A 25,171-nucleotide genomic window follows, 5' to 3' on the forward strand; every position below is an offset into this window, starting at 1 on the left:
GGACGGCCGCCGCGACAGGCGTTCGTCTCGATACATGGACAACGCGGACGGGAGTTGTAAGAGGTTTCACGTAGCTCAATATTGTACATATTAATTCCTTCTGATACGATACAACCTGGCAAAGGTTCATCACATCACACCGGGTGTGATAGGTATGGTTGAGATTCAATCACTAAGGGGGTCAATGAAGGGGGACGTGGTCAGGTTTTTCGATAGCTGGAATATATTGGGTGGAATAGGAGTCTTATTAATAGGCGCAATTTCGTGGGTCGTAGGCGGATTTTCAACCGAAAGCGTACTGGTCACGGTTACGGGGTTATACGCCTTTATTGCGTTTAATCAAATGCGTGAGTCAAGATTGAACCAGCCCGCCAGTCGTCTTGCAGTACGCCCCCACTTTCGTCAAATCGATGATTCACCAACCTACGATTTCGGACTCAAGAATTTTGGTGACAGTCCAGCACTCAACCTTCGGCTTAAAGCGATTCTTAGAGAAGGAAACGATTCTGTAGACACTCTAATGGTCTCCAGAGAGGATTGGCACTTTCACTTGGAAGAAAACCAATTCATATCGTTGATCACAAAGCCATTAGATCAAGATTCATTCGGAGACTTAACAGACGCCGATAACCCCGTTTTTGATAACTACGAGCAGAAATCTATCGAGCTCTACTACACGTTCGAATCGAACAACGGCATCCAGTACCCCCGCGATTGGAACAAACCAATGGAGATGGAGATTGATGAAGTTGTGGAGAAATCGAACAAACCACGAACGGTCAAGCTGGCCGAAATCCGTAAGAAGTGTATTAGCTCCTGAACGGTCCGCAAACCATTTCATCTTGGCTCTTCGGTCGAATTGGGCGAGAAGCGCGCCACTCTGAGATATGCACACAGCTCTCGTCAGCGAATTCATCTGTAGGAAAGGAGAGAATGAGTCGGGGCGGGTTTGAACCTCAGTCGCTCCACTTCGTTTCGCTCCTTGATTCAAACCGCCCGCTCGTCACGACAGCAGTCGCTCACGGGTTTGCTCGCGACAGAAGTAGTGGGTCGGGGCGGATTTGAACCTCGGTCACTTCGCTCCGTTCCCTGCTTCAAATCCTACGTGACCATTTCGACGACACTGACGACTCGCTGCGCTCGTCGTATTGTGTCGTCAGAAAATGGGTCGGGGCGGATTTGAACCGCCGACTTCCTCCGTGTGAAGGAGGTATCATAACCAGCCTAGATCACCAACCCTCTGCAGTACCTCGTTTCCGACGACTGAACTTAAGGGTTACTTTCGGCAGCCGAAAAAAGGCTTAGTCGGACGCTTCTTCGCGGCTCGACCGGTAGTCATCGAGTCGCTCGCGGGCGCTGGCGATTGCCTCGCGGGTTTCGCCCTCAGCTTTCACCTGCAGCTTCTTCAGCTCCTCTCGCACCTCTTCGACACGAGAGGGCTCTGGCTCCTCATCCTCGCGGCCCGTCAGCGTGCGGAACTTCTCCTGGATTGGCGCGAGTTCGTCTGAAACGCCGCGCTTTGCGGTCTCACCGGCGCGCTTCAGGTAGTACTGCGTATCTTCAAAGTGTTTGTTCATAGGTGTTAATACGGCTACACTGGATAAAACCCTTATGCCCAGGACAGTACGCGCGTGGTGGATTTTCAGCAACGGTGGGTGATGAAAAAATCTGCGTCGGCATCGATACCACAACACTTTTGGTTGTTTTAGGCTGACCTAAATCTGCAGGCGGTGCACAGGGGGCGACCATCCGTCGCAGTCGGCGTCTGTCCCAAAGCCGACGCATGGATGAGTGCGCGGGGTCGTCCGAGACCGTGGGCATCACCCGGTCGCTGGCACCCGTCCACTCTTTCGCCCGGCATAACTTGTATAGCACAGCGTGTGAAACTCGTGGCTATGTTCACACGGTTTTCTATCCCGACGCCGTTTCGTGTCGGCGCGGTCAACGCCTATCTCTCCGGTCGCACCGTCGTTGACCCCGGTCCCGACAGCGAGGAGGCGTGGGCCGCCCTCTTAGACGGCTTCGACGAACACGGCATGACGCCAGACGACGTCGAACAGGTCGTCGTCACCCACCCGCACCCCGACCACTTCGGCCTCGCCGCGCGACTCCAAGCCGAAGGCGCAACCGTCATCGCCAGCCCCGAAGCCGCCCGTATCATGGCCGACTTCCCCGGCGAACTCGAACACGAACAGACCTTCTTCGCCGACTTCTTCGAGCGCAACGGGATGTCGAACGCGACCGCAAACGCCGTCGTCAACCTTCCCGAATCGTTCCTCTCCTACGCCCCGAGCGTCGAAACAGACTACGAAGTCGGTGAGGGCGACCAAATCGAAATCAACGGCGAACCACTCGTCGCCCACCGCGTCACCGGCCACGCGATTGGCGAACTCATCTTCGAATTTACCGAAGGCGACGAACGCCACGCCATCGTCGGTGACAACGTCCTCAACGAGATCACGCCAAACCCACTGCTCCAGCCACCAGCACCCGACGAAGACGAACGCCCGCGCCCGCTGCCGGCGTTCAATGACTCACTGCGCGCGCTCAAAGCAGAACAGTACGACCGGTTCCTCCCCGGCCATCGGACTACTATCGAGAATCCGAGCGAGCGCATCCAAGAGATGCTTGAGGCGCACGACGCTCGGACGGAGAAGGTGTATGGCCTCGTCGACGGCCCGACGACGGCCGTTGAAATCATGCACGAACTGTTCGGTGACCTCCCCGTGACCGAATTCTTCCCCGGCATGAGCGAAGCCGTGGGCCACTTAGACGTCCTCGAAGCCCGCGGAAAGGTGCGCCAACACGAAAACGGCGGCGTCATCGTCTACGAGCGGACATGACTCGACTCCAAGCCGTTGCCCTCGGAAACGATCCTGCAGACCTCGTCGTCCGCGGCGCGCGAGTACTGTTTCCCGAGACAGGAGCGAAAAAGAAGCGAGCCATCGCCGTCGTCGACGACCAAATCGCGGCACTCCCAGAAGACCCCGAGCCAATCATCGGCCCTGAGACCACCGTCATCGACGCCGACGGCCTCGTCGCCATCCCCGGCCTCATCGACGCCCACACCCACATCGAAGCCCAACACGCCTTCGAATACGCCTACCCGCACGTCCTCGAAGCGGGCACGACGAGCGTCATAAGCGAGTCGAACTGCCTCGGCTCGCTCTACGGCGCGGCCGCTTCCGAACAGCTGCTACGCGCAACAGCCCCGCTCGCAGTGAGCGTGTTTATCACCATCCCCCCACAGCCACTCGTCTCGACGTTTACCCCCGCGTGGGCAGACGAGGCCGAGAAACAGGCGCTCTGTGACAGCCTGACCCACCCGCGCGTCGTCGGAGTGGGCGAAGTTGACTGGATACACGTCGTCGGCCGCGACCCACCTCTGTTCGACCTCTACGACGAGGCGAGAGCACGGGGCAAGCCAATCAGCGGCCACGGCGCGGGCTGTAAGGGCGCGAACCTGCAGGCGTTTGCGAGCGTTGTGGACAACGACCACGAGGCCATCGCCGGAGACGAGCTGATAGCCCGCCTCGAAGCCGGCATCCACGCGATTGGCCGCTCCGGAACGGTCCGCGACGACACGCAGGCCGTCGCAGATGCCTACCACGAAATTGGCCCCGCAGACCTCTCACTTTCGACCGATAGCGTCTGGCCGGGAGACGTGCGCGAGGGTATCTACATGAACCGCGTCGTCCGCCGCGCAATCGACGCCGGTATCGCCCCCGAAGACGCGATTCGGATGGCAACGCTGAATCCAGCCACGCACTTCGGTCTCACAGACCGGGGCACCCTCTCGCCGGGCAAACGCGCCGACATCGTCCTGCTCTCCGACCTCGAAACAGTCGAAATCGAGACGGTCATCACAGGCGGCGAGGTTGTGGTCGAAAACGGCACCGCGACCGTCGAGCCAGTCCCCTACGAGTACCCCGACCACTTCTACGAGAGCGTCCACCTCCCCGAGACGCTCGACATCACGGTGCCTGAATCGGTCGCCCGCGACGGCTCCGTCCGCGCCATCGAACACGTCACCGGCCTCTTCACCCAAGACGCACTCGCAGAACCAGCGGTCGAAGCCGGGAGCCTCGTCGCTGACCCCGACGGAGACGTGCTGAAAGTCGTCGTCATCGACCGCCATCCCGCAGGCGACAGGGACGCTTTCGTTGGCTTCGTCACCGGCCTCGGCCTCGAATCGGGAGCCGTGGCGACGACCACCGCGTGGGAGGCCGGACTGACCATCGCCGTGGGCGCGGACGACGACGCAATCAACCGCGCCATCGACCACCTCCGCGAGCAGGGCGGCGGCTGGACGGTCGTTGATGACGATGACCTCTCCGCAGCCCACCCGTGTCGCGTCGGCGGCTTTTTGGCAGACGTGCCAATTGACGAGGCTGCTGAGAACATTGAGGCCGTCCGCACAGCACTCAAAAATCAGGGTGTCACCGCAGACCAACCAATGCTCGCGGTGGCGACGCTCACCTTCCTCGGCGTCCCGATTCTCAAACTCACCCCGCAGGGCTACGCGAATATCCTGACCCAAGAACTGGTCGGACTCACTCCCGACTAACTCAGTACGTCGGACTCTCTTCGGGAACGCCCTCGCGCTTGTTGACCACGCGCGCGAGGACGAACAGCGCATCGGACAGTCTGTTCAGGTACTTTACAGCCTCTGGATTGGCTTCTTCTTCGTTGATGAGCGCGACCGCCCGACGCTCGGCGCGCCGACAGACCGCGCGGGCGTGGTGCAGTTTCGCGCCGGGTTCGCTCCCCGACGGAAGAATGAAGTTTCGAAGCGGCTCCAGTTCTGCGTCGAGTTCGTCCATCCACTGTTCGAGCAAGGCAACGTGTTCTGCGCGAACCATGGGGTCGTCCGCGTCCGGGTCGGGGTTCGCAAAGTCTGCCTGCACGATGTGGAGGTGGTTTTGAATCGAGCGAAGCTTCTCGTCGATGTCCTCGTGGCCGGTCGGTCTGACGACGCCGACGAGGGCGTTCACCTCGTCTACGCTCCCGTAGGCTTCGATGCGGTGGCTCGCCTTCGACACGCGAGACATGTTCGAGAGGTCGGTCTTGCCCTCGTCGCCGCGTTTGGTGTAAATCTTCATGCCCGTATCGAGGGCCGCGAGCGACTTATACCCGGGCAGACGGTGAACAGTTTTCAGGTGGCCGTGCGAAGGCGAGCCATGGCCTTCAGCGATACCCTGTGCGAGGAGGGACGTCCCATCCTCGAATCGATTCTCGACCACCCGATGGTCGTCGGCCTCGGCGACGGCACACTCGATGAATCGCCGTTTCGCTACTGGGTGAAACAGGACTACGTCTACCTCGTCGACTACAGTCGCGTATTCGCACTCGGGGCGGCGTCAGCCCCCACGCTCTCACAGCTCTCGACGTTCGCCACCCTTCTCGACGAAACGGTGAACACCGAGATGGATCTCCACCGCGCCTACGCCGCCGAGTTTGGGATTAGCGAGGAGGCACTCGAAGCGACGAAGCCCTCACCGACCACGCAAGCATACACCGACTTCCTCGTCCGCACCGCGGCCACCGAACCCTTCGCCAACCTCGTCGCCGCACTCTTGCCGTGTATGTGGGGGTTCAACCAGACCGCTCGCCACCTCGATGTGCGCGGAAAACCCAACCACGAGCAGTACGCAGAATGGATTGCAATGTACGCGAGCGACGAGTTCACCGAACTCACTGACTGGTGTCTCGACCTGCTCGATGAAGTCGTAACCGAAGCAGGCCCCACCACCCGCGAGGAGATGCGCGAGCGCTTTCTCACCTCGTTTCGCTACGAGTACCGCTTCTGGGATGCAGCGTGGCGAGAGGAGCGGTGGACGGTCTGAAAACGGTCTGCTCTGAGTTCTCACAGAGAAATCGACCCAACACCTTTGAGCCTAATCTCCGAATCAAAAAAATGATGAATCAAAAGGCCGCGATTCAGTTAACTCGCCTTTTCAGTCTCTGCGTCGGTCTGTTGCTTGCGTCAGTTCCTGCACTTGATGACTTCGCTGCCATACCCTACGATGTGCTTGCGGGTGTGCCATTGTTGTTCGCTGGCCTACTCTGTGGACTCTATTTTGGAACCAGCCCGTCGAACAGAGACACTCGACTCGGCTTTGTCGGGGCTGGAATTGGCGTCTGTGCTTTGTTCGTCGCCGCAATCTTCCTCGTGCAATCTGGCTCCCAATCGGGAGTTAGCTTCTTGATCATCGGGCTTCCAGCCGTGACCGGATTCGGCGTCTTTTCAATCATGGTCGCGTACATCCTTTCTACGTCATCTGAGGTTTCTGTGCCACGATGGATTCCGATTGCACTCGTCGTCACCCCGCTTGTAGACCCGCTTGCGAATGCGGTTATCACACCAATGCTCTCGGTTGGCCTCTCGATTACCGGTCTCGTGTGGGTCGGTTTTGGGTTAACGCTCCGCGGTAAAAACCAGACTCTCAACAGCGCGAACGCCACTACAAGCCACGCGAACTGACGAGTAGTTGGTCGTTCAAAACCATATAATCCAGTGGTATTACCAACGTTTAACTAAGCCCATAGCCGAGTGTGCCTCATGTACGAACACGTTGAGGTGGGACGATGGTAACCGCCGCTGTCGCCCTCGGACTGACGGTTCTCACGCTCGTTACCTTCGCGGCCCTCGGTACGTGGTACGCCCGCGGCCGCATCAACTCGGTAGAAGACTACATCACTGCCCGCAATTCGACCGGCAACGGGATGACCACCGCAACGCTCATCGCCTCCGGGATGGGAGCGTGGATTCTCTTTAGCCCGGCAGAGGCGGGTGCGGCCTTCGGCGGGCTTACGGCTGTCCTCGGCTACGCAATCGGAAGCGCGCTCCCATTATTCGCGTTCATCGTGCTCGGTCCGCGCATCCGCAAGCTCATCCCCGAGGGCCACTCCATCACGGAGTACACCCTCGCGCGCTTCGGGCCGGTGATGTACGTCTACGTCCTCATCGTGAGCATCACCTACATGTTCATCTTTCTCGCCGCGGAGATGACCGGGATTGCGGGCGCACTCTCGCTCGTCGCGGGCGTCCCAACGTGGCAAACCGCCGCGCTCGTGGGCCTGTTCGTCCTCGCCTACACCGGCTACGGCGGGCTGAAGGCGAGCATCTTCACAGACACCGTCCAGACGCTCGTCATCCTCCCGATTCTCGCCATCGGGTTTGCGGGCGCGCTGCTCGCCCTCGGCGGGACGGGCGAAATCTACCGGACCGTCGCGGAGACGAGCCCGAGCCTGTTAGACCCCGGCTTTCTCCCCGGCATCGAATTTGGGGCCTACATCGCCGTCGCCGTCCTCGCCGCAGAGATGCTGAATCAGGCGTGGTGGCAGCGCATCTACGCCGCGAAAGACGAACGCACCCTCGCGCGCTCTTTCACTATCGCCGCTATCACGGTGATTCCAATGGTGTTCTTAGCCGGGCTGTTCGGCCTCGCCGCCTCCGGTCTCGGCCTCGTCACGACCGACTTCTCTGCGGGCTATAACGCCGACATCTCCTTTTTCCTCGTGCTTGACGCCGCATTCCCCGAGTGGGTGACGCTCGTCGTCGTCATCCTCGCCATCCTGCTCGTCATGAGTACCGCAGACACGCTGTTCAACGCGATTGCGAGCATCGTGACCGCAGACCTCCCGCTCGTGCTGGACGACCCTGACCGCGGCACGCTCACGAACGCCGCCCGCGCGCTCACCGTCGTGGTCGCGCTCGCGGCCATCTTCGTCGGCGCACAGGGCTACAGCGTACTCACCATCTTCCTCATCGCAGACCTGCTTGCGGCGGCGACGTTCATCCCACTGCTGTTCGGGCTGTACTCGACAGAAGCGACTGGGGCAGGTGCGCTCGGTTCGAGCCTGTTCGGGCTGCTCGTCGGCCTCGCCTACTTCCCGACGCTCAGAACCCCGCTCGCTGCCCTGCCAGTCGTCGGAGACCTCCTGCCGACGGCGTCATACTTCAATTCGTTCGTCGGCGCGGCGGCCGTTTCGGGCCTGGCAATTCTCCTCATCTCGCGGGTGACCCCCGGGTCGTTCGACCTCGGCTCACTCGCCCGCACCATCCACCAACTCGACGAGGTTCGTGCAGACGGGGGTGAAGAGCAATGAGCGCAATCGGCCAAACGCTGTTTTCGGCGCTCGCGTGGGGGTCGGTCGCGCTCGTCGTCGCCATCTTCGCCTACGAAATCTACGCCGTCGTCACCGACTGGCGCGGGTCGTAACTTTTCTGTCCTGCCTTCGTACGCGGAGCATGGCACTGTTCGCCGCCCTCGCTGACCTGCCGCTTTCGATTTCGTCCGTCTCGTACGACCTGCACGAAGCAAAGACGTCGAGCGACTTCACCCGCCTCTCGACCACGATTTCACTCGACGGTGACGGAGAAACCGGTCGTGGCGAGGACGTGACCTACGAACCCGACGACCACCGCGAACTGGTCGAAGCGGCGCCCACGTTCGACCTCGAAGGCGAGTGGACGTTCGAAGAATTCTCCGCCCATCTCGCAGACACAGACATGTTTCACGGCCGCGAACCCGGCCGCCACGACTTCAGAAACTATCGGCAGTGGGGCTTCGAGAGCGCCGCGCTCGACCTCGCGCTGAAGCAGGCGGACACCTCCCTCGCCGCCCAGTTCGGAATGGCGTACCAGCCAGTCAGATTCATCATCTCTATGCGCCTGCCCGACGCCTCCTTCGACCGCATCGAGAGGTGGCTTTCTATCGACGATTCCTATGAGTTCAAACTCGACCCGACAGACGAGTGGGACGACGACCTCGTCACAGCACTCGCAGCCACGGGCACGGTGCGCGTCTGCGACCTCAAAGGCCACTACGAGGGGACGATGGTAGACCAAGCACCCGACCCCGACCTGTACCGTCGCATCATCGACGGCCTCCCGGAGGCCGTCATCGAAGACCCAGCGCTCACCGACGAGACCCGTCCACTCTTTGCGGGTCACGAGGGGCGCGTGTCGTGGGACGCACCCATCCACAGCCTCGACGACATCAAAAATCTCCCGTGGGAACCCGACTGGCTGAACATCAAGCCCACACGCTTCGGCAGCATCGAGTCGCTCCTCGAAAGCATCGAATACGCACAGGCGGCGGGGATACAACTGTACGGTGGCGGCCAGTTCGAACTCGACGTGGGGCGCGAACACATCCACACGCTCGCCTCGCTGTTCTACCCCGACGCCGCGAACGACGTGGCACCGGTCGAATACAACCGTCCAGAACCAAGCGCCGGGCTGGCGAAAAGCCCGTTGACACCGCCTGACGCGCCGCGTGGCTTCGAGTGGTAACACATAACATTCTCGGTAACTCCCCATTTTCGACCTGTCCGTAAGGAGAAATTCGTCAGACTGCGGTCTGACAGGGCTTAAAGGGGGGGCCGAAACAATATTACACTATGGTAGGGCAATTAGGTGGGCGGCAGCACCGCCGCACGCAACAGGGGCGCTCGCCACTTGCGTCCTCAGAACGGAGAAACAGAGAGCAAGCAGAGGCGAAACTCGTCACGCTGAATCACCTGATGGTGGCGGCGGGTATCTGGCTGCTCTCTGTTGGACTGTTCGTCGCACTGTTCTCGCCAGCGCTGTGGCTCACCGGCATCTTCGGACTCACGCTTCCGGCACTGCCGTCTGCGACGCGATGGGCCGTTGGGAGAGCACGAGCACGAAACGCAGCCACGAACCGCCACGGCCGACGCCGAACGAACACCACACTTCGTCTCCGCGTCCACAAATGGCTGCGAACGCGACGCGCGAACTCGTCTGGCCGCGACCGGCTGTAACCCACACTCCGCTTTTTTCACACCACTCCCCACAGCACGCGATTAGGTACGCGCTTTCTGCACGACTAGGACGGTATTGCCCTCGGATCGCGCGTCCACCACACCAGCCACTGAATCCGCTCTTTGTGTGAGCGCACCGTCAAATACAAATGTCGTGTCATAGATGTTTCGAGTGACCCCTTGATGACCGACCGGCTTGTGCGTAATCCGGTGTTCAATCCGCTCGCGCCTCACGCTTCGCGGGTAGCCCGATAGCCGCAGCACTCGGGTTCGCTTCGCTACGTTCTGTAGTCGCACTTTTTCGACCGAACACACACGCACATGCCGACATTCGCTGAGTTCCCGGCACACAGCCGGTGCTCATCCGACCTTGCAACGCTCCTCAAACAACAGACGCATCGCCCACGTTCACACCACCCGCTCGACTCGCGGATTGGAGCCACTGGCGGTGGTCCAGAATGACCACAAACACGCCGGAAGCATCGTCGTTGTGGCGCAATCGTAACTTCCGGCGGTTTTTCGTCGGACAGTTCGTGACGAACGCCGGAGACAGCCTCTACACTGTCGCTGTCCTGTGGCTCGTCTTCGACCTCAGCGGCTCGACCGTCCTCACGGGTATCGCAAATTCGCTGTTGTTGCTCCCGTGGCTCTTACAGATACTCGCCGGGCCGGTCGTAGACCGACTCCCGCTCAAGCCCCTTCTCGTCGGCTCGCAAGTCCTCCAAGGCGTCGTCGTACTCGCACTCCCACTTGCCGCGGTGACGGGACGGCTGAGCGTCGGCGTCTTGCTCGCGGTCGTTCCGCTCCTGACACTTGCGACGCTGGTGATGTCACCGATGCAAGCGACGCTCGTGCCGCGTCTCGTCACCAAGCCACGGCTCTCGCGGGCCAATTCCGCGCTCGCAACCATCACACTCGGACTCGACATGGTGTTCGATGCACTCTCCGCGGCGTTCATCGCCGTCTTCGGCGCGACGACGCTGTTCCTGTTCGACTCAGTGACGTTTGCCGTCGCCGGACTGTTGTTCGCCGGGATTGCCGTGCCACCGCCGACTGTTGACTGTGGCACGCCGGACGGCGAGGAGGAGTCCATCCTTCAATCCTACCTCGATGACCTGCGGGCTGGCATCGACGTGCTTCGCGGAACCGTGTTTGTCGAATTCGTGCTCATGACCGCGGTGGCGAACTTCACGACTGGCGTGACGCTCGCACTCCTCCCGGCGTTCGGAGCCGGACGGGGCGGCCCTCTCATCTACGGTCTCCTGCTCGGTGCGCTCGGTATCGGCCGACTCGTCGGCTCGCTCGTCGCACCGGCGTTCGAACGAGTGTCGTACGGCTGGCTGTTGCTCATCGGCCACTCGTTTGGCGCAGGTTGCTGGGCTGCGTCGGCGTTCGCCCCAACGCCCGCGCTCACCATCGTCCTGTTCGGTCTCGCGTGGATTCCCATTGGCATTGGCGGCGTGCTTTCCTCGACGCTGAATCAAACCGTGTTTCCGGCTGACCTGCTCGGGCGCGTGTCGTCAACCAAAGGAACTGCGTCGGGGGCAACCCTACCGCTTGGTTCACTCGTAGGTGGGTTCGTCGCGGAGATGCTCGGAACGACTACCACGATGGGGTTGGCCGCGTTCGGCTGCGGGTTCACCGGGCTATATATTCTGCTCCGCCCGCGGCTTCGACGCCTTCCCTCAGTCGCTGACGCAGACCCAGCCGCATTCGGCGTGACGAGGCCAACAGAACTCGACGGGGAATAGCAACCGAACCCCGCCTTGGCAGGTCACCCGCGCCAGTACGAGGGAGTAAGAAGTACGAGCACGGGGATGATTTCGATTCGGCCGACCCACATGAGGAACGTCATGAGTAGTTTGGTCGTTTCGGGGAACGGTTCGTAGCTCTCGAACGGCCCAGCGACACCGAACGCAGGCCCGACGTTGAAGAAGGTGGACGCGGCAGCGCTCATCGCTTCGAACTCAGTGATCGGTGACGCCACACGCGAGGAGTTGACGACGACGAAAATCGTCGCGATGATGAAGATAACGAGGCTCACGAGTGTATAGGCGTAGATGTCACGGATAGTCTCCTCTGAGACCACACCCCCGCTCAGTCGAACGGGCCTGATGACGCGTGGGTGACCAGCGATAAACAGGTCTCGCCGGAATGCCTTCAAGACGACCAGCCAGCGCAGCGCCTTAATCGAACAAGTGGTACTCCCCGCCATTCCACCGATAAACATACAAACGAACAGGAGGTGTTTCGCCCCCGACGACCAGAGGTTGAAGTCGGTGCTCGCGTAGCCGGTCGTCGTCACGATGGAGACAACCTGAAACAGTGAGTGGCGTGCGATCTCCTCGAGACCGGTGTGCGGACCATCGGCGAGAAGAATACCACCGACGCCCAGGGTGAACACCGCAAGGATGCTCACGTAGAAGCGAAACTCGTCGCTTTGGCGCAGGCGGGCTGTGTTCCCGTGGATGACGAAATAGATGAGGATGAAACTCGTCGCGCCGAGTGCCATAAACGGGATGGTCGCCCACTGCACGGCCGGAGAAAACGCCGCGAGACTCTCGGCGCGTGGGGAAAACCCACTCGTCGAAATTGTCGTGAACGCGTGGGCCACTGCGTCGTAAAAGGTCATTTCCGGGGCAAGTCCGACCACGTGGAGCCCGTAGAGGGTGGCGATATTCACCCCAGTCAAGCCGAGGTACAGTTGCCAGATTAACCCGGCTGTCTCCGAGATGCGAGGCGTGAGTTTGTTGATATCCCGCGTCTGGGTTTCCGTCTCCATGAGCTGTGCGCCACCAACTGAGAGCTGGGAGAGGACCGCCGTTGCGAGGACGAGAATACCCAGTCCACCGAGCCACTGGAGGACGGCCCGCCACATGAGAATCGCCCGTGAGTGAATCTCAAAGTCCAAGATAACGGTCGCACCGGTCGTGGTGATACCGCTCATCGCCTCGAACAGCGCGTTCACCGGCGCGGCGAGCGCACCTTCGCCCGCGAGGATGAACGGCACCGCCCCGACGATTGCCATACTCAACCAGATAAGCGAAACCATCAAAAAACCCTCTCGGGGACCCAGGTCGCGCCGGTCAGTGAGCTGTTCGAGTCCGAGGCCAACAAGGGCGGTTCCCCCCATTGGGACGACGAACGGAATCACCGACGTGGCGTCGTACAGAGCGATTCCAAGTGGGATGAGAAACGGAACCCACAACCACTTGAGAATCGTTCCAACCAACCGAACGCTGACGCGCCAATCGACTCGTGGTTTCATGTGTCGGGCGGGGTGGACTCAGCAACTGCTGTCGCGTCAGCAGCGCTCGAACCATCCACGACACGTGCAGACATCGCTGGTCTCTCGAAGATACTCATTTCCAACTGATTGTCTGTCGTCTACTAAAAAGCGATACGTCGGCCTCCGAACAAAGACACCCGTCGACACCCGCAACGACTGAATTAGTATAGTGTCATGGAGTTTATACAGGGTGGGCGTGGCTGGATCAAGAGTGTTTGAGCGACGGCTCGCTCCGCATGTGGGGTGCCTTCGACTTTAGGGCGTGCGTGGACAGAGCCTGCAGATACACGAACCAGTACGTTCAATTGGGCTGGCGATAGATACGAAATTATGAGCCTCGAACTCGAACACGACTGCCCACACTGTGGGGAAACCCGCGTCTTCTACAAGGCAGCCAGCATGACGGTTCACCTCGGAACCAAGACCAAGTGGCGCTGCCCCGAGTGCAACTACGCCTTCATCAAAATCAACGGCATCGACTCAAGCGTCTCCGCGTAGACCACACGCAGTTTTCAGAAACACCAACCGTCGAGTGCCGACAGTGTCCGCCAAACTCCGGGGGTTCGGGCGGTAGAAACACAGGTGTAGGTTTGCAGACAGTCTCCAAGCTATTTTCCGACAAGTGAGCGGTCACCTCACACTGGCCGGCAGTTGGGGGCGAAATTGGGGCAGAAGTCGGTCTGCGGGACGAATTTGTCGGTTGTGAGCGCACAGTTTCACCTCCCACACCCAACTCATAAACCCTATAGTAGGATATCAAATTGGGGTTGCTGTGGTCTTAGCCGAGGCGTTGAAGCGTATCGACACCGAGGAGCCGGTGTGAGCCGATTTCAGCACACGCGACAGCCAGATTGGGACTGGTGGAGCGAACTCTGGCCTGACCCAACCGGACTGTTAGATTGGGTCGGTGTTCTCCCGGGTGAACAGCTCGTGGATGTTGGCTGTGGCAACGGCTATTTCACGATTCCCGCCGCGAAGCTGCTCGAAGAGCCACTCTATGCAGTTGACCTCGACGAATCACTCCTCGCGCAGTTGCGAGCAGAACTCAACGAGCGTGGCATCGAAACCGTCACTTGCGTCCGGTGTGACGCCCGCTCGCTCAGCGACCACATCCCGCCGGTGGACGTGGCGTTCATGGCGAACACGTTCCACGGCGTCGAAGACCAGACCGAATTTGCCGCAGAGATTCGACGCGCCCTCAACCGCGAGGGACGGTTCATCGTCGTCAACTGGCACGACCTGCCCCGGAGTGAAACGGTCGTCGCTGGAAAGGCTCGGGGCCCGCCCGAAGCCCTTCGGCTGACGCCAGCAGAGACGACCACAGCCGTCGTTCCGGCTGGGTTCGAACTGGTAGAAACGCTCGACGTGCCACCGTACCACTACGCGCTGGTGTTCGAACGAGAAGAAAAGGCCTAGCGAAGCCGGTTCAACACGGGCAACTTCCACGGGTCTTTTCGTAGGAACTCGAACACCTCGTAGTGGTGGCGCGCGATGTGGACGCTCCCGAGGCCGAGAATCGTTCCGGCGACGACGTCAGTTCCCCAGTGGATGCCGAGGTACATCGTCGCGGTCACCACGCTTACAGCGAGGAAGATGCTCGTTGGCAGCCAGTAGGGGTACTCCTCGCGTGTGAACCACGCGAGATACGCCACCGACACCGACAGTGAGGTGTGAAGCGACGGGAAGACGTTCGTGTTCGAGTTGACCTCACCCGTGAGCAGTTGTGACTGTGGGTACATCGAGTACATGAGCGGGTCAACGAGGTCAGGAATCAGGTTTCGTGGCCCATACGAGACGAACAGGATGTAGAACACGAGGCCGAGTGAGTAGTTGAGCGCGAAGGCAACGGCCGTCTGTTTCAGGTGTTTCGTATCCCGCATCGCAAACGTGAGCACGAACGGGAAGACGAGCAAGAACACGTAGCCATAGAGGTAGATAAAGGAGAAGTACATCGTGAACTGGTCGCTCGCAATCGACTGGATGAACGCGACGAAGTCGCCCTCTAGCTGGTAGATGTAACTTGTGATATTGAGGCCGACCACCCACGATATTTCGGGGCCAACCTGCCTCGCTACCTTGTTGATGCCGAGGATGCCGAGGAGTAAACCAAGATACGGGCCCGCCTCACGCAGGCGCGTCCGCCACGTCTCGCGCAGCAACGAGAGTTTGGTGGGGCCGATGAACGTAATCGAGCCAACGGCAATCATAACGCCAACGCCGGCCGCGAGATATACGAGGATGTCGAGTAGTGCCATGTGATTATCGCCTCAGGAGTTCGCCAGATTCGTTGTATCGAAAGCCCGCCTCCCGGAAGGACTCTTTTGCGAGTTCCACGTCGAGCGTGCCGTCCTCGCCTGGGAAGGGGAGTTCGGGGTCCGTGTCCGTCCAGACCAGACTCGGTGCGACCTCGGGATACGGGGCAAGCGGCGAGGCGATTGGCTCTGCATAGCCACCGAACACCTCGCTTACGATGTACTGCTTGTCGAGCAGTTGCGCAACCGCTCGGCGAAAGCGCGGGTTGCTGAGCGGCGACTCGCGCACGTTAAATCCGACGTGATAGAACGCCGAGGGCTTCGAGACGTGCAGTCTGAGTGCATCGGAGCTGCCAATATCTGCGATGACATCAGCACCGAGTGGCGAGGCCGTCGCATCGACTTCGTCTTCTTCTAGCAGCGCAAGGGCGGCTCCGTCGGAGGGCACGACGGTGAATTCGAGTTCCGACGGCTCGAACCCACCTTGGTACGGGGCGAGTGGCCCCTCGAACTCACCCTGGCTGAGAAAGTGTTCTGTGAACGGAACGAGCGTCAGCGAGGCTCCGGCTTCCGAGCTCTCGAATCGCAGCGGTCCCGAACCGATGGGCTGTTCGTTGCTCCAGATGAGTGCCTCGGTCACACCGCCACCAGTGTCGAGGCCGGCAATCGTCGCCTGCCCTGTTTTCGTCTCCCAGATGTGCTTTGGGAGCAGTGGAAGCGTGAACGCCGCCGTTGCCACGTCGCGGCTGACGGCTTCGAACTCGATGCGGACGGTGCGGTCGCCCGTTTCAACTGCGTCGGCCACGAGCGAAGAGCGGTCACGGAATCGCGGTGCTGGAACCGGACTCTCCAACTCTCCGACCGACGTGTCATTGAGGAATCTGTAGGTAAAGGAAACGTCCGCTGCGGTGATGGACGTGCCGTCGTGCCACTGGAGGTCGTCGCGGAGGGTGAGTTCTGCGGTCGGGCCGGTTTCGGACGACGCCATCCACTCCCACGAACTTGCGAGCCACGGGACGAGGTCGCCGTCGATGCGGCGAGCGAGCGGGTCGTACAACAGGTCGGTGATGTCGCCGTCGCCGCGGAACTCAACGGCGATTGGGTTTAGGTTGCGCGTCGCCCGCGAGTCTTTGAGCGTCATCCGAAGCGGCGGCTGGGTCGTCTCTTGGGTGGTGGCCGTCTCGTTCGTGGTTTGATTCGTGGGTGTCGTCGGGTCTGCGACGTCCACTGTCGTTCGAAGCCGGAGATAGCCAAGCGTCGAGTGCATGTCAGCCGCAGACCAGCCAGCAAAGCGGTCGCCTTGGGTCGCGCGTATCTCGTTTGGGATGGCAACAGGCGTAAACGGCTGGTCGCGGGCGACGGCCGACTGTGTTTCGTGGAGGGTTTTTACCCGCGCGGTGCCCGCCTGTCGGCGCTGGGTGTCAAGGAGGTCGTCAACGCCGAGATTCGCGTAGCCAAACGGGTTCTGCCACCCGGGTTCAGCGTCGAACCGCGAGTGGAGCAACGAGTAGAGAAACGTATCCCCGTCGGTCGCTGGATGGCGCATCACGTAGATGTCGAACGACTGGTTCAACAACGTATCACGCAGGAGTTCTTCTTCGGTCATCGGGACGATCGAGGTCTCGATGCCGACCGCGTTCAGGTTCGACGAGAGCTGTCGCGCAATGCGCGTAGACCGGGGGTCAGCATCCGCTGGCACGGTCTTTATCGAGAGTGAAATCTGCTCTGGTGTGTCGCGGTTGGCGAGCGAGCGAAGCTGGCGGATACACCCGCTGGTGGCGAGGAGGCCACCGCCCGCGAGTCCGGCGAGCAGGTCGCGGCGTCGAAGGGACGGCGGTGAAGGGACAGACGGAGATGGGGGGTCAGGGGACATGGTGAAGGTGGCCGAAATCGATATCGGCGTCGTTCATGAGAGTCAGACGCTTTCGTAGTGAAAGCGTTTACTACACAGTTACTACGAGGGGCCTAATACAGTCTCGTTGACGTGTTTCGTCCTACTGCGTGAACCCTAAAAAGATTATAGATTTCTTACACCCACCCGAGCAGTGGCCAGACGAGCGAGCACACCCAGAGGACGACGCCGCCGATAAAGTGGCGATTAAATCGGCCGTCACCTGCCCCGTAGCGCGCGCCGCCAGCCGCGATGATGCCAATTGCCACCGAGAGGACGATGCGGTGGAGCATGACGTTCACCGGAATCACCTCGATGCCGATGTAGGCGTAGTCTGCGAGAATCCCGAAGCCGAGGCCGAACATCGCGAGGAAGAACGCATCGTCGCGTTCGAGCGGCTTGGCAAGGAGGTACGCCGTGAGCGGAATCCCGGCCGCGAGCAGCGGGTAGAAGAACGCCGCGATGAGCTTTGGCGACTCCGTGATACCCCACGATTCGACGGTTACGGCACCGATTCTGACGGCCAGCATGATGGCGACCATCGACCCGAACAAGAGCACGCTCCGGGGCGGAAGCGGCCACTGCGCGCTGCGCTCGCGCACCTCGTCTAGAACGCCGTCGACGCGCCGGGCGAATGCGGGAACCAACGCGAGGCCGAGCAGTGGGGCGAGCGACATCGCAGTCGAGTTCGTCTCGTCCACTCCGACACCGCTTCGATACCCCTCATCGAGGTCAATGATGGTCGTCCAGCCGTCCGCGTCGATGGTGCGGCGCGTTGCGTGGTACTCTCTCGTGACGTCCGTCACGAATGGCGCACCGATGAGGTCGCGTTCGACTTCAGTCCGGCCTTTTTCGAGGCTGCCAACGGTGTGACGAAGCCGGAACCAGTCCCAGTGTTCGTGGTGGATTTGCATGGCCGTCCACGCAGATTCGCCCGAACCACCCGAGTAGAGGCGGATGTGCGTGCGCGTGCCGAGATACGTGCCGTCGTGGACCTGGTAGGTCTCTGGAACCCAGATACCACCCTCATTCGTCGGGTCGACGCCGGTTTCGCCGGTCTGTCCGGCGGGGTTGTGGATGTAGACGTAGCGGTCTGCGCCACGCGTACTCCCCCAGTCGATGCGCGGGCCGGGCTGTTGGGCAACGGGTTTCTCAGGTTGGGCGGGAACCCACTCGTCTCGCGTGACGTTCCACTCTGCGTCCGTTTGTTCCATCAAAATATAGCGAACCCGCGTCGCGTTGCCGGTGACAATCATGTTGATTGGAAGCGTGCGCTCGCTGAACGAGTGCGACCGACTCGTGTACGGCCACAGTCTGGCCGTGCTGTTGGCGTCGGGTTCGACGAGGTGGACGCCTTCGGGGGTTTGTTGAAGCGTAGAAACCCGAGAGGCGTCTTGAACCGTCGTCGGATTGGCGAAAACCAGCAGCGAGAGGACGACGATTACGGCGGCAGAGAGGATGAGTACTCGTCGTCGGTCGAGTTTGTCAATCATCCATATGGGGAGTATGGGCATACCCTACTTTATTTATTTGGTAACAAAACAATCGGAATTAACTGACTGTTGGTTATTCGTCAGTGTCGAGCGCGTGCCACGAGAGTTGTGGGTTGCGAGCGGCCTGTACTTGGTCGATTCTGCGCGCGGCCGTCCGATTCGGTGCGGCTTCGAGTACCTCCGTGTCTTCGCCAACCACGTTGTTGAACGCGGTGGCGAGCTGGTCTAACGTCTCACGGTTTTCGATTTCCGTCGGCTCGGTCATGAGCGCCTGCGAGACGATGTCCGGCCACTTCGTCGTCGGTGGGTGGACGCCGAAGTCGAGCATGCGCTTTGCCACGTCCGCGGCGTCTTGGTCGCCAGCGCTGGCGACGAACTCGTGGTGGAACGGCCCGTAGGGCACCTCGTACTCTATCTGGCTTGCGAGATAGTTCGCATTAAGCACCGCTTTCGCACTCGCATCCGAGAGGCCAGCGTCGCCAAGGCGGTCGATGTAGGCGAACGCCCGGACGAGGACGAGCCAGTTGCCGTGGAAGCCGTGGACCTTCCCAATCGACTGTTCCGGGTCGTACAGTTTGAAGCCACCCTTGTGGCGCTTGATGTGCGGGCGCGGGAGGAACTCTTTCAGGCGTTCTGTGACCCCGACCGGCCCGGCACCCGGCCCGCCGCCGCCGTGTGGCGTAGCGAACGTCTTGTGGACGTTGTAGTGCATGATGTCGAAGCCCATGTCGCCGGGGCGCGCCCGGCCGAGCAGGGCGTTCAGGTTCGCGCCGTCGTAGTAGAGCAGGCCGCCGGCGTCGTGGACGACTTGCGCGATGTGCTCGATGTCCCGCTCGAACAGCCCAAGCGTGTTCGGGTTCGTGAGCATGAGCGCCGCCGTCTTCTCCGAGACCGCGGCTTCGAGGGCGTCTACGTCGACGCGCCCGTCGTCGTTGCTCGGGATGGAAACGACGTCGTAGCCCGCGAGTGCCGCGGTTGCGAAATTGGTTCCGTGTGCCGAATCCGGGATGATGATTTCCGTGCGCTCATCGTCGCCGTTTTCCTCGTGGAAGGCTTTGGCGATGAGGATGCCCGTGAACTCACCGGCCGCGCCCGCGGGTGGCTGGAGCGTGACGGCGTCCATGCCACCGATGCGCCCGAGGTAGTTTTGGAGTTTGTAGAGCAGTTCGAGGGTTCCCTGAATCGTCTCGTCGGGGCGTTCTGGGTGGACGGCTCCGGCCGGAATCGTCGAGATATCGTCGGTGAATTTGGGGTTGTATTTCATCGTACAACTGCCAAGTGGGAACGGCCCCGACTCGATGCCGTAGTTCATCTGGCTCAACCGGGTGTAGTGGCGCGCAAGCTCCGGTTCAGAGAGGTCAGGGAGTTCGAGTGAGTCGCGCGTGAGCGAGGACGGAAGCGGCGAGTCCTCGATTGTCACGTCTTTCGAACTCTTCTCTGAGAGGAGTGGCTCGTACACGTCGCCTGAGTCGTCCGTCCAGCGGGCTTGGTCGTAGAACATCTAGGCAACCTCCGTGAATGCCGCGACGAACTCATCGACGGAGACGGCGTTCGTTTCGGTGACACACACTTGGACTTCGTGTTCGCCGACTTGGTGGACGGCAAAGCCCTTCGCCGCGAGGTCTGAGACGATAGCCGCGGCCGGTTGGTCGGTGTGGGCGACGAACTCGCGGAAGTGATAGCGGTCGTGCACCGGCGCTTGGACGCCGCTGATGCTATCGAGTCGTTCTGCGAGTTCGTCCGGGCGCGTCACACAGTCTTTTGCGAGGTCGACGAGGCCGTCCGGGCCGAGCATCGCGATGTGCATCGCCGCACGGAGCGCAACCCACGCCTGATTCGAGCAGATGTTCGACGTGGCGCGCTCGCGGCGGATGTGCTGTTCGCGTGTCTGGAGGGTGAGCGTGTACGCGCGCATGCCCGCCGAATCCTCTGAGATGCCAACGAGACGGCCGGGAACTTGCCGGAGGAATTTCTCGCGGCAGGCGAAGATGCCGAGACCCATGCCGTAACTCGTTGGGATGCCGAGCGTCGAAGCGTCGCCCACCACGACGTCTGCGCCGACAGCGGACGGCTTTTCGAGCAGGGAGAGCGCGACTGGGTCGCTGCCGAGGGTGAAAATCGCGTCGTGATCGTGGGCGAGTTTGCCAAGTTTTGTGAGGCCTTCTTCGATGGTTCCCCGGACGGTTGGATTCTCCGCGTAAATCATGACCACGTCGTCATCGATAATCTCTGCGAGGGCGTCTAGGTCTGCGTTGCCGTCTGCCATCGCGTAGGATTCGACGACCATCTCAGAGCCGCCGACGTAGTTTTCGAGCACGTCGCGGCGTCCCGCAGCGATGACCTCGGGGACGAGCACGCGGTGGCCAGAGGTCTGGCGCAGGCGGTTTGCGAGGGTGGCCGCCTCACCGAGCGCGGTGGCCGCGTCGTACATCGAACAGTTGGCGATTTCGAGGCCCGTGAGTTCAACCAGCATCGACTGGTATTCGAACAGCACCTGCAGGAAGCCCTGTGCGACTTCGGGTTGGTACTGGGTGTACGAGGTCAGGAACTCAGAGCGAATCGAGAGGTTGTCGACGAGCGACGGGATGTAGTGGCTGTAGTGACCCCGGCCGAGGAACTCGGTGAGCGAGGCGTTGCGATTTAGCATCTTTTCTGCGCGTGCGCGAACGTTCTGTTCACTGCGCTGTTGGATGCCAAAGTTGCCGTCGAATTTGATGTCGTCTGGAATGTCGAACAGTTCCTCTTCGCTCGCGACGGAGAGTACGTCGAGCATCGCCTGCGTCTCTGCTGGCGTATGCGGAGCGAACGGACTGCCTGGGGTTGCTGAGTCACTCATAGTTTGCAAAGAAACGCTGTTGTCCGGTTTGTGGCCGCACGATGGTTGGGTGTTACAGACAATGGCATATGATTGCGTCGATTATCACGACAGTGTGTATCGACTGTGAGCGAGCGCGTCCGCGATACATGTCTGTGCATTGGGTCACGGCACCGGGCCACACGAAAAAGCGGTCGCGTCGTTACGCGATTTGGTCTGCGTACGCTTCGGGGGTGAGCAGGGAGTCGAGTTCGCTCTCGTCTGCGAGTTCGAGTTCGAGCATCCAGCCGTCGCCGTACGGGTCGTCGTTTACGAGTTCAGGCGCGTCGAACACCTGCTCGTTGACGGCCGTGACCGTGCCCGAAACCGGAGCATAGAGGTCGGAGACGGCTTTGATGGATTCGACCACGCCGAACTCCGCGCCCTGACTCACGTCGTCGCCAACGGCGGGGAGTTCAACGAACACGATGTCGCCGAGTTCGTCCTGAGCGAAGTCGGTGATGCCGATTTTTGCGGTGCTACCGGCTTGGCGCACCCACTCGTGTGATTCCTGATACTTGAGGTCGTCTGGGATTTCGAATGTCATTGGTTGAAGGGGAGTGATTTGATGACTGCTTTCTTTGGTTTGCCGCGGACGAGGACGTGAATCGTCGTCTCTGGCTCTGCGTATGAAACGGGAACGTACCCAAGCCCGATGGGTTCGCCCAGCGTTGGGCTCATCGTCCCGCTCGTCACTGTGCCGATATGCTCCTCATCCGTGTTAGTAATATCGTAGCCGTGTCGGGGCACGCCGCGTTCGACGAGCTGGAAGCCAACGAACTTCTCGGCTACGCCCTCTGCCTGTTGGGCTTCGAGCGTGTCGCGGCCGATGAAGTCCGTATCGAGTTTGACGGTGAAGCTGAGGCCGGTTTCGTACGGCGTCCGTGGGTTTTCGTCGGGATGGAAGTCCTGTCCCGAGAGGAGAAAGCCCATCTCCATGCGGAGGGTGTCGCGGGCGCCAAGTCCGCAGGGTTGGACATCGAACAGCGACCACACCGCTTCGGCGTCGTCCCACGGCGCGAGAATTTCGAAGCCGTCTTCGCCCGTGTAGCCGGTGCGCGCGACGATGCACTGTGCGCCGTCCAACTCGACGGTCGCCGCCGTGAACTTCCGGAGGTCCTGGACGACGGTTGGCTCTGCTGGCGCATGGTCATCGACCGCGGCCATGAGCAGGTCTTCTGCCTCTGGGCCTTGTAGGGCGAACATCGCCCAGTCGGTCGTGACGTTTTCGACGGCGGCATCGAGGTCCCACTCGTCGCGGTACTGCTTCCAACGCCGTTCCATCTGTTCGTCGTGGCCCGCGTTCGGGATGAACAGATAGTCACCGTCTACGTCCTCGGGCAGGCGGTAGACGACGGTGTCGTCTAAGATGATGCCGTCGTCGTTCGTAATCATCGAATACTGTGCGTCGCCCGGAGAGAGCGCCGTCACATCGTTCGAGGTGAGCCGTTGCATGAGCGTCTCGGCGTCGGGGCCGGAGACGGTGATTTCGCCCATGTGACTCACGTCGAAGATGCCGGCGGCCTCCCGAACGCTGTCGTGTTCGGTTCGAATGGAGTCGAACTCGACGGGCATATCCCAGCCGCCGAACTCGGTAAACTTCGCACCGCGGGCGTCGTGGACGCCGTGCAGTGGTGGTTGCAGAAGGCCCATACCTGTCCGGTCGCACCGCCGCCAAGTAACGTTTTGGAGTTGCGTGTGCGGGCTGTTGCCACGGCACCGAACTGTTGAAGTTGTGTACTTTTCACAATACTGGTGTTTTGAACGGTTACGCCGATGATTTCGATCACCGGCAAAATCACATGCATGAGAGTCGCACACACCATTATGGACGGGGTAAGTTTCCAGTTTCACGGCCTTACTCAGCCTATAATAATGGGGGTTGTCTTTGTACGGCGAAACTGACGATGACGAACCGAAACACGACCCGCCGACGCTTCATTCAAGTGTCTGGTGTGGCCGCGCTCGCCGGACTCGCTGGCTGTTCGAGCAGCGGCAACTCAGACACGACGACAGCAGCGGGTACGACCGAGAACGAGACGACGACCACGGCACAGACCACCACCGAGCAGGCGAAGGTGACGGTCGAAACCGACGCCGATGGTCGCCTCGCGTTCGATGGGCCGACCAACGAGATGGAGCTTCCGGAAGACTCCACTCCAGAAGACGGCTACCCACCCGAATTCGACATGCAGCTCGAAGACGTCGAAATCGACGACTCGCGGTGGGAGTTAAATACCATCGACGGCACCGAAATTACGCTCGTTCCGTTCGACGTTGCGTACTACTGGTACGTCCGCGGCGAGGCACGGTTCTTAGACGCCCGCAGTCAGTCTGAGTACAACGTTTCGCACATCTACGGCGCGGTCGTCAGCCCCGCAAAGAGCGACATGGAGAACGACCCGGTCGCAAGCTGGCCAAAGGAAGACAAAATCGTCGCCTACTGTGACTGCCCACACCACCTCTCCTCGATTCGCGCCGCCGCGCTGAAAGAGGAAGGCTACGAAAACGTGTACGTCGTCTACGAGGGCTACGGCGCGTGGCGCTCTGCGGGCTACCCGATGAAAGGGAGCAGCCCAAAGGACGCACCGAAGACGTGGACGGTCACCGGCAAAGTTGACGCCGAGTACGCCGGTGAGGCCGCGTGGGCCTACTACCAAGACCAGAAAGAAGCGACCGAAATCGCAGACGACGGCAGCTACGAGCTCAACATCCGGTTCGTCAACGTCTCCGCCGACACCGAAGTGACCATCGAGACGCCCGCCTACGAACTGCAGGCGACGCTCGGTGCGCTCACCGAAGGCTCCGTCACCACCGACGGAACCGTCGAATAACGCAGTCGCATCCCGACTGCACCGGCCTGCCACACCCCATGGCTCGCCACAGCTCACATGTGTCTGTCATCCACCGGCACGTGTCTGTCATCCCGTCCTCGTGGGACCAAATCCCACGCGGGACACCCGCTCCTCGTCCCCGTCGCCCCCACCGGCGTGGGACACCCCTCACGGGCTGCTCCCGTGCGGAATCCACACTCACCGTGTCCGCGCGACCCCCCTTCGCGGGACACGCCGTTTTACCCCAAATTCAGCATACCTGACGGGTTTGGCAATCGCCACCACTTTTAATCTACCGGCCGTAGCAGAGCCATGTCCGGTCTGACAGAAGACGCGTTCGGTGACCGTGACGAACCCAAAGTGGGGTTGTTCGTCGATGGACCGAACATGCTGCGCGACGAGTTTAGTGTTGACTTAGACGATGTCCGTGAGGCGGGAATGGAGGCGGGGTGGCTTGCGACGCGACGACTCTATCTCGACGAACACGCGACGCCTGCGCTCATTCAAGCCGCAGAAGCCCGCGGCTTCGAGGTCATCATCACGAGCGGCGACGTGGACGTGAAACTCGCCGTCGACGCGACCGAGTTCATCGTCACCGAATCGATTGACGTCCTCGCAATCGCCTCTCGGGATACGGATTTCAAACCATTGCTCGAAATGGCCTCGCGCCACGGCGTGCGCACACTCGCCATCGCACCGGGCGAACACGGTCGCTCTGACGCGTTGCGCAACGCCGCCCACGATTCCGTCACCATCGAGTAAGACC

23 protein-coding genes and 1 tRNA gene are annotated in these 25,171 nt (G+C 60.8%); 13 read left to right on the top strand and 11 right to left on the bottom strand.

All coding sequences use genetic code 11. The features are described 5' to 3' along the window. Positions 1 to 154 precede the first annotated feature (154 nt). Positions 155 to 820, top strand: coding sequence for a hypothetical protein (locus tag V5N12_RS13140; protein ID WP_332899619.1), 666 nt, complete (start codon positions 155 to 157; stop codon positions 818 to 820). A 344-nt stretch (positions 821 to 1,164) separates the two neighbouring features. Here the strand turns inward: V5N12_RS13140 and V5N12_RS13145 are convergent. Together V5N12_RS13145 and V5N12_RS13150 are read right to left on the bottom strand one after the other, a co-directional pair. Then, positions 1,165 to 1,239: transfer RNA gene (locus V5N12_RS13145), tRNA-Val, on the bottom strand. 62 nt (positions 1,240 to 1,301) lie between these two features. Next, complete coding sequence (locus tag V5N12_RS13150) at positions 1,302 to 1,577, bottom strand: DUF7553 family protein (RefSeq protein WP_332899620.1); 276 nt, start codon at positions 1,575 to 1,577, stop codon at positions 1,302 to 1,304. Positions 1,578 to 1,895: 318 nt separating this feature from the next. Here V5N12_RS13150 and V5N12_RS13155 point away from each other — a divergent pair, with 318 nt between their 5' ends. Next, positions 1,896 to 2,843, top strand: coding sequence for an MBL fold metallo-hydrolase (locus V5N12_RS13155; RefSeq protein WP_332899621.1), 948 nt, complete (start codon positions 1,896 to 1,898; stop codon positions 2,841 to 2,843). Next, positions 2,840 to 4,567: an adenine deaminase C-terminal domain-containing protein gene (locus tag V5N12_RS13160; protein WP_332899622.1), complete on the top strand. Its 1,728-nt coding sequence runs from the start codon at positions 2,840 to 2,842 to the stop codon at positions 4,565 to 4,567. The genes V5N12_RS13155 and V5N12_RS13160 overlap by 4 nt, the downstream gene beginning before the upstream one ends. 1 nt (position 4,568) lies before the next feature. Here the strand turns inward: V5N12_RS13160 and V5N12_RS13165 are convergent, their stop codons facing one another. Continuing rightward, positions 4,569 to 5,102, bottom strand: coding sequence for a cob(I)yrinic acid a,c-diamide adenosyltransferase (locus V5N12_RS13165; RefSeq protein WP_332899623.1), 534 nt, complete (start codon positions 5,100 to 5,102; stop codon positions 4,569 to 4,571). A gap of 78 nt (positions 5,103 to 5,180) precedes the next feature. On the opposite strand from V5N12_RS13165, the gene tenA reads away from it, so the two are divergent. The 6 genes from tenA to V5N12_RS13195 all read left to right on the top strand — a co-directional run bounded on the left by tenA (position 5,181) and on the right by V5N12_RS13195 (position 11,543). Continuing rightward, complete coding sequence (gene tenA / locus V5N12_RS13170) at positions 5,181 to 5,846, top strand: thiaminase II (RefSeq protein ID WP_332899624.1); 666 nt, start codon at positions 5,181 to 5,183, stop codon at positions 5,844 to 5,846. A 71-nt stretch (positions 5,847 to 5,917) separates the two neighbouring features. Next, positions 5,918 to 6,484, top strand: a complete 567-nt coding sequence (locus V5N12_RS13175) for a hypothetical protein (RefSeq protein ID WP_332899625.1) — start codon at positions 5,918 to 5,920, stop codon at positions 6,482 to 6,484. Positions 6,485 to 6,588: 104 nt separating this feature from the next. Next, the gene (locus V5N12_RS13180; protein ID WP_332899626.1) at positions 6,589 to 8,112 is read left to right on the top strand and encodes a sodium:solute symporter family transporter; all 1,524 of its coding nucleotides are present in this window, start codon (positions 6,589 to 6,591) and stop codon (positions 8,110 to 8,112) included. Between the two features lie 142 nt (positions 8,113 to 8,254). Next, positions 8,255 to 9,301: a hypothetical protein gene (locus V5N12_RS13185; protein ID WP_332899627.1), complete on the top strand. Its 1,047-nt coding sequence runs from the start codon at positions 8,255 to 8,257 to the stop codon at positions 9,299 to 9,301. Between the two features lie 107 nt (positions 9,302 to 9,408). Continuing rightward, positions 9,409 to 9,792 (top strand): hypothetical protein, encoded by a 384-nt coding sequence (locus V5N12_RS13190; protein ID WP_332899628.1) that lies wholly within the window; start codon positions 9,409 to 9,411, stop codon positions 9,790 to 9,792. Positions 9,793 to 10,250: 458 nt separating this feature from the next. Beyond that, entirely contained in the window at positions 10,251 to 11,543 is a 1,293-nt protein-coding gene (locus V5N12_RS13195; protein ID WP_332899629.1) for an MFS transporter, read from the top strand. 23 nt (positions 11,544 to 11,566) lie between these two features. Here V5N12_RS13195 and V5N12_RS13200 read toward each other — a convergent pair whose 3' ends face one another. Further along, positions 11,567 to 13,060, bottom strand: coding sequence for a TrkH family potassium uptake protein (locus tag V5N12_RS13200; protein WP_332899630.1), 1,494 nt, complete (start codon positions 13,058 to 13,060; stop codon positions 11,567 to 11,569). Positions 13,061 to 13,411: 351 nt separating this feature from the next. On the opposite strand from V5N12_RS13200, the gene V5N12_RS13205 reads away from it, so the two are divergent. Together V5N12_RS13205 and V5N12_RS13210 are read left to right on the top strand one after the other, a co-directional pair. Continuing rightward, positions 13,412 to 13,579 carry a DUF7838 family putative zinc beta-ribbon protein gene (locus V5N12_RS13205; protein WP_332899631.1) on the top strand — a complete coding sequence of 56 codons (168 nt, stop codon included), beginning with the start codon at positions 13,412 to 13,414 and terminating at the stop codon, positions 13,577 to 13,579. A gap of 321 nt (positions 13,580 to 13,900) precedes the next feature. After that, positions 13,901 to 14,497 (top strand): class I SAM-dependent methyltransferase, encoded by a 597-nt coding sequence (locus V5N12_RS13210; RefSeq protein ID WP_332899632.1) that lies wholly within the window; start codon positions 13,901 to 13,903, stop codon positions 14,495 to 14,497. Here the strand turns inward: V5N12_RS13210 and V5N12_RS13215 are convergent. The 7 genes from V5N12_RS13215 to gcvT form a co-directional block, all read right to left on the bottom strand. Then, complete coding sequence (locus V5N12_RS13215) at positions 14,494 to 15,336, bottom strand: phosphatase PAP2 family protein (protein WP_332899633.1); 843 nt, start codon at positions 15,334 to 15,336, stop codon at positions 14,494 to 14,496. The genes V5N12_RS13210 and V5N12_RS13215 overlap by 4 nt on opposite strands. A gap of 4 nt (positions 15,337 to 15,340) precedes the next feature. Beyond that, positions 15,341 to 17,206 carry an ABC transporter substrate-binding protein gene (locus tag V5N12_RS13220; RefSeq protein WP_332899634.1) on the bottom strand — a complete coding sequence of 622 codons (1,866 nt, stop codon included), beginning with the start codon at positions 17,204 to 17,206 and terminating at the stop codon, positions 15,341 to 15,343. 155 nt (positions 17,207 to 17,361) lie between these two features. Continuing rightward, a complete protein-coding gene (locus V5N12_RS13225) occupies positions 17,362 to 18,717 on the bottom strand; it encodes a hypothetical protein (protein ID WP_332899635.1) in 1,356 nt (451 codons plus the stop codon). A gap of 73 nt (positions 18,718 to 18,790) precedes the next feature. Continuing rightward, positions 18,791 to 20,218, bottom strand: a complete 1,428-nt coding sequence (gene gcvPB, locus V5N12_RS13230) for an aminomethyl-transferring glycine dehydrogenase subunit GcvPB (protein ID WP_332899636.1) — start codon at positions 20,216 to 20,218, stop codon at positions 18,791 to 18,793. After that, positions 20,219 to 21,553, bottom strand: a complete 1,335-nt coding sequence (gcvPA, locus tag V5N12_RS13235) for an aminomethyl-transferring glycine dehydrogenase subunit GcvPA (RefSeq protein ID WP_332899637.1) — start codon at positions 21,551 to 21,553, stop codon at positions 20,219 to 20,221. A 181-nt stretch (positions 21,554 to 21,734) separates the two neighbouring features. Further along, on the bottom strand, positions 21,735 to 22,118 hold the full coding sequence (gene gcvH, locus V5N12_RS13240; RefSeq protein WP_332899638.1) for a glycine cleavage system protein GcvH: 384 nt from the start codon (positions 22,116 to 22,118) through the stop codon (positions 21,735 to 21,737). Beyond that, positions 22,115 to 23,224, bottom strand: coding sequence for a glycine cleavage system aminomethyltransferase GcvT (gcvT, locus tag V5N12_RS13245; RefSeq protein ID WP_332899639.1), 1,110 nt, complete (start codon positions 23,222 to 23,224; stop codon positions 22,115 to 22,117). The genes gcvH and gcvT overlap by 4 nt, the downstream gene beginning before the upstream one ends. Positions 23,225 to 23,478: 254 nt before the next feature. On the opposite strand from gcvT, the gene V5N12_RS13250 reads away from it, so the two are divergent. Then, positions 23,479 to 24,405, top strand: coding sequence for a rhodanese-like domain-containing protein (locus V5N12_RS13250; protein ID WP_332899640.1), 927 nt, complete (start codon positions 23,479 to 23,481; stop codon positions 24,403 to 24,405). A 312-nt stretch (positions 24,406 to 24,717) separates the two neighbouring features. After that, on the top strand, positions 24,718 to 25,167 hold the full coding sequence (locus tag V5N12_RS13255) for an NYN domain-containing protein (protein ID WP_332899641.1): 450 nt from the start codon (positions 24,718 to 24,720) through the stop codon (positions 25,165 to 25,167). Positions 25,168 to 25,171 lie beyond the last annotated feature (4 nt).

It is taken from the genome of Haladaptatus sp. CMSO5 (genome assembly GCF_036689885.1).
Lineage (GTDB): Archaea > Halobacteriota > Halobacteria > Halobacteriales > Halococcaceae > QDMS2.

What these genes read in the sequence shown, in the direction of transcription:
- V5N12_RS13215 (WP_332899633.1), bottom strand. Translation starts at nt 15,336, where the DNA reads ATGGCACTACTCGACATCCTCGTATATCTCGCGGCCGGCGTTGGCGTT.
- V5N12_RS13185 (WP_332899627.1), top strand. Translation starts at nt 8,255, where the DNA reads ATGGCACTGTTCGCCGCCCTCGCTGACCTGCCGCTTTCGATTTCGTCC.
- V5N12_RS13160 (WP_332899622.1), top strand. Translation starts at nt 2,840, where the DNA reads ATGACTCGACTCCAAGCCGTTGCCCTCGGAAACGATCCTGCAGACCTC.
- V5N12_RS13155 (WP_332899621.1), top strand. Translation starts at nt 1,896, where the DNA reads ATGTTCACACGGTTTTCTATCCCGACGCCGTTTCGTGTCGGCGCGGTC.
- V5N12_RS13205 (WP_332899631.1), top strand. Translation starts at nt 13,412, where the DNA reads ATGAGCCTCGAACTCGAACACGACTGCCCACACTGTGGGGAAACCCGC.
- V5N12_RS13140 (WP_332899619.1), top strand. Translation starts at nt 155, where the DNA reads ATGGTTGAGATTCAATCACTAAGGGGGTCAATGAAGGGGGACGTGGTC.
- V5N12_RS13200 (WP_332899630.1), bottom strand. Translation starts at nt 13,060, where the DNA reads ATGAAACCACGAGTCGATTGGCGCGTCAGCGTTCGGTTGGTTGGAACG.
- V5N12_RS13225 (WP_332899635.1), bottom strand. Translation starts at nt 18,717, where the DNA reads ATGATTGACAAACTCGACCGACGACGAGTACTCATCCTCTCTGCCGCC.
- gcvH (WP_332899638.1), bottom strand. Translation starts at nt 22,118, where the DNA reads ATGACATTCGAAATCCCAGACGACCTCAAGTATCAGGAATCACACGAG.
- V5N12_RS13165 (WP_332899623.1), bottom strand. Translation starts at nt 5,102, where the DNA reads ATGAAGATTTACACCAAACGCGGCGACGAGGGCAAGACCGACCTCTCG.
- V5N12_RS13190 (WP_332899628.1), top strand. Translation starts at nt 9,409, where the DNA reads ATGGTAGGGCAATTAGGTGGGCGGCAGCACCGCCGCACGCAACAGGGG.
- V5N12_RS13180 (WP_332899626.1), top strand. Translation starts at nt 6,589, where the DNA reads ATGGTAACCGCCGCTGTCGCCCTCGGACTGACGGTTCTCACGCTCGTT.
- V5N12_RS13175 (WP_332899625.1), top strand. Translation starts at nt 5,918, where the DNA reads ATGATGAATCAAAAGGCCGCGATTCAGTTAACTCGCCTTTTCAGTCTC.
- V5N12_RS13195 (WP_332899629.1), top strand. Translation starts at nt 10,251, where the DNA reads ATGACCACAAACACGCCGGAAGCATCGTCGTTGTGGCGCAATCGTAAC.
- V5N12_RS13150 (WP_332899620.1), bottom strand. Translation starts at nt 1,577, where the DNA reads ATGAACAAACACTTTGAAGATACGCAGTACTACCTGAAGCGCGCCGGT.
- V5N12_RS13255 (WP_332899641.1), top strand. Translation starts at nt 24,718, where the DNA reads ATGTCCGGTCTGACAGAAGACGCGTTCGGTGACCGTGACGAACCCAAA.
- tenA (WP_332899624.1), top strand. Translation starts at nt 5,181, where the DNA reads ATGGCCTTCAGCGATACCCTGTGCGAGGAGGGACGTCCCATCCTCGAA.
- V5N12_RS13250 (WP_332899640.1), top strand. Translation starts at nt 23,479, where the DNA reads ATGACGAACCGAAACACGACCCGCCGACGCTTCATTCAAGTGTCTGGT.
- gcvPA (WP_332899637.1), bottom strand. Translation starts at nt 21,553, where the DNA reads ATGAGTGACTCAGCAACCCCAGGCAGTCCGTTCGCTCCGCATACGCCA.
- gcvT (WP_332899639.1), bottom strand. Translation starts at nt 23,224, where the DNA reads ATGGGCCTTCTGCAACCACCACTGCACGGCGTCCACGACGCCCGCGGT.
- V5N12_RS13220 (WP_332899634.1), bottom strand. Translation starts at nt 17,206, where the DNA reads ATGTCCCCTGACCCCCCATCTCCGTCTGTCCCTTCACCGCCGTCCCTT.
- gcvPB (WP_332899636.1), bottom strand. Translation starts at nt 20,218, where the DNA reads ATGTTCTACGACCAAGCCCGCTGGACGGACGACTCAGGCGACGTGTAC.